Genomic DNA, 6,203 nt, shown 5'->3' on the forward strand with positions numbered 1-6,203 from the left:
TGATCTTTCTCGGGATCGCGGCGGTGCTCGGGCTCGGCTTCATGCTGGCCGCCTGGGTGCTGGCCCCCAAGAACCCCGACTCGGAGAAGCTGTCCGCCTATGAGTGCGGGTTCAACGCGTTCGACTACGCGCGCATGAAGTTCGACTTGCGCTTCTACCTGGTGTCGATCCTCTTCATCATCTTCGACCTGGAAGTGGCCTTCCTGTTCCCGTGGGCGGTGTCGATGTTCGACCTGTCGCACGCGGGCATGATCTTCGCCTTCTGGTCGATGATGGTGTTCCTCGGCGTGCTGACCGTCGGCTTCATCTACGAATGGAAGAAGGGCGCGCTCGAATGGGAGTGACGACCAACAACGTGCCGCTGATCGGCATGGGCAACTCCGGCGCGTCGCCGGTGGGGCCGGGCGCCTCGTCGCCCGTCGCTTTCGGGATGGGCGCGCGCTCGACCGTCGAGGGCTATGACCCGGCGATCCACGACAAATTCTTCGAGGCCGTGAACGCCGAACTGGGCGAGCGGGGCTTCATCACGACCTCGCTGGACGACGTCATCAACTGGGCGCGCACCGGCTCGCTGATGTGGATGACCTTCGGTCTGGCCTGCTGCGCCGTGGAGATGATGCAGGCCTCGATGCCGCGCTTCGACATGGAGCGCTTCGGCATGGCCCCGCGCGCCAGCCCGCGTCAGTCCGACCTGATGATCGTGGCCGGCACCTTGACCAACAAGATGGCTCCGGCCCTGCGCAAGGTCTACGACCAGATGCCGGACCCGCGCTATGTGCTGTCCATGGGCAGCTGCGCCAACGGCGGCGGCTATTATCACTACAGCTACAGCGTTGTTCGTGGTTGTGACCGGGTGGTCCCGGTCGACGCCTATGTGCCGGGCTGCCCGCCGACGGCGGAGGCGCTGCTGTACGGGCTGCTGCAGCTGCAGAAGAAGATCCGCCGCACGGGGACCATCGACCGATGACCTCTCTGGTGAAGCAACAGGAACTCGAGACCGCCCTGACGCCGCTGGGCGCCGAGATGGTGGCCGAGCTGGGCGTGCAGGCGCAGGTGGCCTTCGGCGAGCTGACGCTGGTCGCGGACCGCGAGAAGATCGTCGAGGTCCTGACGGTGCTGAAGGACCGCTTCGGCTTCCAGCAGCTGCTGGATCTGTGCGGCGTGGACTTCCCGGACCGGGAAGAGCGGTTCGAGGTGGTCTATCACCTGCTGTCGCTGACCCGGAACGCGCGCATCCGCGTGAAGGTGACGACGGACGAGGTCCAGCCGGTGCCGAGCGCCGTGTCGGTCTTCCCCTGCGCCGACTGGTTCGAGCGCGAGGCGTTCGACATGTACGGCATGCTGTTCGAGGGCCATCCGGACCTGCGCCGGCTGCTGACCGACTACGGCTTCCAGGGACATCCGCTGCGCAAGGACTTCCCGATGACCGGCTACGTCGAGGTCCGGTACGACGAGGAGCAGAAGCGGGTGGTCTACGAACCCGTCAAGCTGACCCAGGAGTTCCGCAACTTCGACTTCCTGTCGCCGTGGGAAGGCGCTGAGTATCCCGCCCCGGTCCTGCCGGGCGACGAAAAGGTGAAGGGCTGATGGCTGATTCCAACACCATCCCGGCCCCTGTCGGCACCGACGTGTTCGACGACCTGCCGCACGACGGGCGGACCGACCACGCCCGGGCGATGGACGACCGCAAGTTCACCATCAACTTCGGCCCGCAGCACCCGGCCGCGCACGGCGTGCTGCGCCTGGTGCTGGAGCTGGACGGCGAGCTGGTCACCCGCGTCGATCCGCACATCGGCCTGCTGCACCGCGGCACCGAGAAGCTGATGGAGGCGCGCACCTATTTGCAGAACGTGCCGTACCTGGATCGCCTCGACTACGTCGCGCCGATGAACCAGGAGCACGCCTTCTGCCTGGCCATCGAGAAGCTGCTCGGCGTCGAGGTGCCCTACCGCGCCCAGCTGATCCGCGTCCTGTACTCGGAAATCGGCCGCATCCTCTCCCATCTTCTGAACGTGACGACCCAGGCCATGGACGTCGGCGCCCTGACGCCGCCGCTCTGGGGCTTCGAGGAACGCGAGAAGCTGATGGTGTTCTACGAGCGCGCCTGCGGGGCGCGCCTGCACGCCAACTACTTCCGCCCGGGCGGCGTCCACCAGGACCTGCCGAGCGACCTGATCGACGACATCGGCCGCTGGTGCCAGACCTTCCCGGCGGCGCTGAAGGACATCGAGAGCCTCGTCACCGAGAACCGCATCTTCAAGCAGCGCAATGTCGACATCGGCGTGGTGTCGAAGCAGCAGGCGCTGGACTGGGGCTTCACCGGCGTGATGATCCGCGGCTCGGACATCCCGTGGGACCTGCGCAAGTCGCAGCCGTACGAATGCTACGCCGACCTGGAGTTCGACATCGCCGTCGGCAAGAACGGCGACTGCTGGGACCGCTACCTGTGCCGCATCGAGGAGATGAAGCAGTCGGTGCGGATCATGGAGCAGTGCATCCACAAGCTGCGCAACTGCCCCGGCGAGCCGGTGATGATCGAGGACAACAAGATCGTCCCGCCCAAGCGCGGTGAGATGAAGCGCTCGATGGAAGCGCTGATCCACCACTTCAAGCTCTACACCGAGGGCTTCAAGACGCCCGAGGGCGAGGTCTACGCCTCGGTCGAGGCGCCCAAGGGCGAGTTCGGCATTTATCTGGTGTCTGACGGCACCAACAAACCCTATCGCGTGAAGATCTCGGCGCCGGGCTTCCGCTCGCTGCAGGCGATGGACTGGATGAACCGCGGCCACATGCTGGCCGACGTGTCCGCCATCCTCGGTTCGCTCGACATCGTTTTCGGAGAAGTGGACCGATGAGCGTTCGTCGTCTCGCCAAGGAACAGCCGGCCTCGTTCGCCTTCTCGAAGGCGACCAAGATCAAGTGCGACTGGTGGATCGCCAAATATCCCGAGAACCGTCGCCAGTCGGCGGTGATCCCGATCCTGTGGCTGGTCCAGAAGCAGGAGGGCTGGGTCTCCGAACCCGCCATCCGCGCCATCGCCGAACTGCTGGGCATGCCCTTCATCCGGGTGCTGGAGGTCGCGACCTTCTACACCATGTTCATGCTGGAGCCGGTCGGCTCGGCGGCCCTGATCCAGGTGTGCGGCACGACGCCCTGCATGCTGCGCGGCGCCGGCGACCTGATGGACGTCTGCAAGAAGAAGATCGGGCCGAAGCAGACCCTGAGCGCCGACGGCCGCTTCACCTGGGAAGAGGTCGAGTGCCTGGGGGCCTGCGCCAACGCCCCGATGGCGATGATCAACGACTACTATTTCGAAGACCTGACCGCCGAGAACATGGCGCAGATCATCGACGACTTCGCCGCCGGCAAGAAGCCCAAGCCCGGCTCGCGCGTCGGCCGCGCCAGCTCGGAGCCGGAAGGCGGGGCCCTGACCCTGACCGACGCCAAGCTGTATGACGGCTCGGCGGCCAAGCCGATCAAGAAGCTGCCCAACAGCGATCCGGTGACGGCATGAGCCAGAACCTGCTCCGCACGCTCCAATTCGCAGGTGTCCTGCTCATCGCCGGTGGCGCGATGGCGTTCGCCGTGGCGTCGTTGGGCGTGCCGGAAGCGGCTTTCTTGGGCCTCGGCGTGATGGCCGTGCTCGTTGGGATGCACAACCTGGCGCAGGCGCGGAAGGGCAGGGCGTCATGAGCCTGCCGGACCTCGACACCGAAGAAGGCCGCGCGGCCTACCGCAAGGAACTGATGGCCGTGGGCCGTCCGTACCGTCTGGGCGGGCTGGCGCTGGTCGTGGCCGGCGCCGGCTATGTTCTGGGCTCCCGTTACGCCGGTTTGCCCGCCGACGAGACGCTGACGCTGGTCGCGTTCGGTGCGGTCGCCGCCGGCTGGGCGCTGTTCCTGGCCGGCAGATTCCTGCGTACCCGTCACCACAAGCGCCGTCTGGCGGAAGGACTCTAGGAACCATGGTCGGTATCCTCGAAGACAAGGATCGCATCTTCACCAACCTCTATGGTCTCCAGGATTGGGGCCTTGAGGGCGCGAAGAAACGCGGCGCGTGGAACGCGACGAAGGACATGCTCGACCTGGGTCGGGACTGGATCATCACCAACGTCAAGAACTCGGGCCTGCGCGGACGCGGCGGCGCCGGCTTCTCGACCGGCCTGAAGTGGTCCTTCATGCCCAAGGAGGTGAAGGATCGTCCTCACTACCTGGTGGTCAACGCCGACGAATCCGAGCCCGGGACCGCCAAGGACCGGGAGATCATGCGCCACGATCCGCAGCTGCTGATCGAGGGCTGCCTGATCGCCAGCTTCGCGATGCAGGCGCACGCCTGCTACATCTACCTGCGCGGCGAGTACGTGCTGGAGCGCGAGCGCATGGAGGCGGCGGTCAAGCAGGCCTACGAGGCCAAGCTGATCGGCAAGAACAACGTCCACGGCTGGGACTTCGACGTCTACATCCACCATGGCGCGGGCGCTTACATCTGCGGCGAAGAGACCGCCCTGCTGGAGAGCCTGGAAGGCAAGAAGGGCCAGCCGCGCCTGAAGCCGCCCTTCCCGGCGGGCGCGGGCCTCTATGGCTGCCCGACCACGGTGAACAACGTCGAGTCGATCGCGGTCGTCGGCACCATCCTGCGCCGCGGGGCCGAGTGGTTCGCCGGCTTCGGCCGTCCGAACAACACCGGCACCAAGCTGATGACCATCAGCGGCCACGTGAACCGGCCGTGCAATGTCGAAGAGGCGATGTCGATCCCGCTGAAGCAGCTGCTGGAAGAGCACTGCGGCGGCGTGCGCGGCGGCTGGGACAACCTCAAGGCCGTGATCCCGGGCGGCTCGTCCGTGCCGCTGATCACGCGCGAGATGTCCGAGACGGCGCTGATGGACTTCGACTCCCTGCGCGATATGCGCTCCGGTCTGGGGACCGCGGCGGTCATCGTCATGGACGAGTCGACCGACCTGGTGAAGGCGATCGCCCGCATCAGCTATTTCTACAAGCACGAGAGCTGCGGCCAGTGCACGCCGTGCCGTGAAGGCACCGGCTGGATGTGGCGCGTGCTGGAGCGGATGGCGATCGGCGAGGCCGACCCGTCCGAGATCGACCTGCTGCTGGACGTGGCCGGCCAGGTGGAAGGTCACACCATCTGCGCCCTGGGCGACGCCGCGGCGTGGCCGGTGCAGGGGCTGATCCGCCACTTCCGCCATGAGATCGAGGACCGCATCGCCCAATACCGCAGCCGCCGCGCGAACTTCGCCGGCCATGCGATCGCGGCGGAGTAGGGGAAGATGTCCACGCGTCTTTCAATCCTGATGCTGTCGGCGGCGGCGCTGGTCGCCTGCTCGCCCAAGCCCGCCGAGGCTCCGGCCAAGGCCGAGACCCCCGCGCCTGCGGCCGCTCCCGCCGAGCCGGCCGCCCCGGCTGCTGCGCCCGCGACGTCGGACGTGACGCCCAAGGCCGGTGAAAGCTACTGGACCGTGCGCGCCCGGCTGGTCGCAGCAGGCTTCACGCCCGTGGACACCAATGACGAGGAGTTCACGGTCTGTCCGGACGCGATGCAGCAGCAGCGCGAGATTTCCGTCCGCGAATGCCCCAGCACCGTCGAGGTGCTGCCGGAAGTGAACAGCTGCGCCGGGACCGGTATGGGCAACTGCCTGACCAACTGGCGTAGCCCGGACGGCCGTTTCCTGAAGATCTTCACCGTCGACGGCCCCCAGCCGGGCGTCGTGCAGTCCATCGAATGGTCCAACACCCGCCCCGCGTTCGAAGAGTGAAACACGCTGTCGCGCCTTTGATGCTGATCCTCTCCCTCGCCGCCTGCGGCGAGCGGACGGACGCGCCTGCCGCGACGCCGGCGGAGAAGGTCTCGGCCGTGAACCCCGCGTCGGACGCCGAGGCCAGCGTGCCGGTCGTGCTGACCGCCGCCGACCTGCGCCGCGTCTGTCAGGCCGGTCTGGCCGCGATCCACGGACAGGACCTGTCGGCCATCCAGATCGACGGGCTGGAAGGCCCGGTGGTCAACGCGTCGTGGCGTGCGCCGGTCGACGGCGGACGTCGTCGGGCGCAATGCCGGGTCGACGGCGACATGGTCACCTGGAAGCCGGTCGATGCGAGCAATCCCGAACAGAACCGCTGGATGAACCAGTCCGGCGACCCGGCGGTGCGCTTCGTCCTTGACGGCGACGCCATCACCATCAACACGACTCT

Annotated in this window: 10 protein-coding genes; all 10 read left to right on the top strand. The window is 66.9% G+C overall.

What is annotated here, in order from left to right; genetic code table 11:
- Positions 1-2: 2 nt before the first annotated feature.
- Positions 3-344 carry an NADH-quinone oxidoreductase subunit A gene (locus Q0C81_RS14580; protein ID WP_291839437.1) on the top strand — a complete coding sequence of 114 codons (342 nt, stop codon included), beginning with the start codon at positions 3-5 and terminating at the stop codon, positions 342-344.
- Positions 345-430: 86 nt separating this feature from the next.
- Positions 431-967 carry an NADH-quinone oxidoreductase subunit B family protein gene (locus tag Q0C81_RS14585; protein WP_291839458.1) on the top strand — a complete coding sequence of 179 codons (537 nt, stop codon included), beginning with the start codon at positions 431-433 and terminating at the stop codon, positions 965-967.
- A complete protein-coding gene (locus Q0C81_RS14590; protein ID WP_291839439.1) occupies positions 964-1,587 on the top strand; it encodes an NADH-quinone oxidoreductase subunit C in 624 nt (207 codons plus the stop codon). The genes Q0C81_RS14585 and Q0C81_RS14590 overlap by 4 nt, the downstream gene beginning before the upstream one ends.
- A gap of 89 nt (positions 1,588-1,676) precedes the next feature.
- Positions 1,677-2,855: an NADH-quinone oxidoreductase subunit D gene (locus Q0C81_RS14595; protein ID WP_291839461.1), complete on the top strand. Its 1,179-nt coding sequence runs from the start codon at positions 1,677-1,679 to the stop codon at positions 2,853-2,855.
- Positions 2,852-3,514 (top strand): NADH-quinone oxidoreductase subunit NuoE, encoded by a 663-nt coding sequence (gene nuoE, locus Q0C81_RS14600; RefSeq protein ID WP_291839441.1) that lies wholly within the window; start codon positions 2,852-2,854, stop codon positions 3,512-3,514. Before Q0C81_RS14595 ends, nuoE begins: the two co-directional genes overlap by 4 nt.
- Positions 3,511-3,693, top strand: a complete 183-nt coding sequence (locus tag Q0C81_RS14605) for a hypothetical protein (RefSeq protein ID WP_291839443.1) — start codon at positions 3,511-3,513, stop codon at positions 3,691-3,693. Before nuoE ends, Q0C81_RS14605 begins: the two co-directional genes overlap by 4 nt.
- Positions 3,690-3,959, top strand: a complete 270-nt coding sequence (locus tag Q0C81_RS14610) for a hypothetical protein (RefSeq protein WP_291839446.1) — start codon at positions 3,690-3,692, stop codon at positions 3,957-3,959. Before Q0C81_RS14605 ends, Q0C81_RS14610 begins: the two co-directional genes overlap by 4 nt.
- A 5-nt stretch (positions 3,960-3,964) precedes the next feature.
- Positions 3,965-5,278, top strand: a complete 1,314-nt coding sequence (gene nuoF / locus Q0C81_RS14615) for an NADH-quinone oxidoreductase subunit NuoF (protein WP_291839449.1) — start codon at positions 3,965-3,967, stop codon at positions 5,276-5,278.
- 6 nt (positions 5,279-5,284) lie between these two features.
- Entirely contained in the window at positions 5,285-5,770 is a 486-nt protein-coding gene (locus tag Q0C81_RS14620; protein ID WP_291839452.1) for a hypothetical protein, read from the top strand.
- A gap of 20 nt (positions 5,771-5,790) precedes the next feature.
- On the top strand, positions 5,791-6,203 hold a 413-nt coding region (locus Q0C81_RS14625), incomplete at its 3' end, for a hypothetical protein (protein ID WP_291839455.1).

The sequence above is a fragment of the Brevundimonas sp. genome, assembly GCF_023259385.1.
Taxonomy (GTDB): domain Bacteria; phylum Pseudomonadota; class Alphaproteobacteria; order Caulobacterales; family Caulobacteraceae; genus Brevundimonas.

What these genes read in the sequence shown, in the direction of transcription:
- Q0C81_RS14585 (WP_291839458.1), top strand. Translation starts at nt 431, where the DNA reads ATGGGCGCGCGCTCGACCGTCGAGGGCTATGACCCGGCGATCCACGAC.
- Q0C81_RS14590 (WP_291839439.1), top strand. Translation starts at nt 964, where the DNA reads ATGACCTCTCTGGTGAAGCAACAGGAACTCGAGACCGCCCTGACGCCG.
- Q0C81_RS14595 (WP_291839461.1), top strand. Translation starts at nt 1,677, where the DNA reads ATGGACGACCGCAAGTTCACCATCAACTTCGGCCCGCAGCACCCGGCC.
- nuoE (WP_291839441.1), top strand. Translation starts at nt 2,852, where the DNA reads ATGAGCGTTCGTCGTCTCGCCAAGGAACAGCCGGCCTCGTTCGCCTTC.
- Q0C81_RS14605 (WP_291839443.1), top strand. Translation starts at nt 3,511, where the DNA reads ATGAGCCAGAACCTGCTCCGCACGCTCCAATTCGCAGGTGTCCTGCTC.
- Q0C81_RS14610 (WP_291839446.1), top strand. Translation starts at nt 3,690, where the DNA reads ATGAGCCTGCCGGACCTCGACACCGAAGAAGGCCGCGCGGCCTACCGC.
- nuoF (WP_291839449.1), top strand. Translation starts at nt 3,965, where the DNA reads ATGGTCGGTATCCTCGAAGACAAGGATCGCATCTTCACCAACCTCTAT.
- Q0C81_RS14620 (WP_291839452.1), top strand. Translation starts at nt 5,285, where the DNA reads ATGTCCACGCGTCTTTCAATCCTGATGCTGTCGGCGGCGGCGCTGGTC.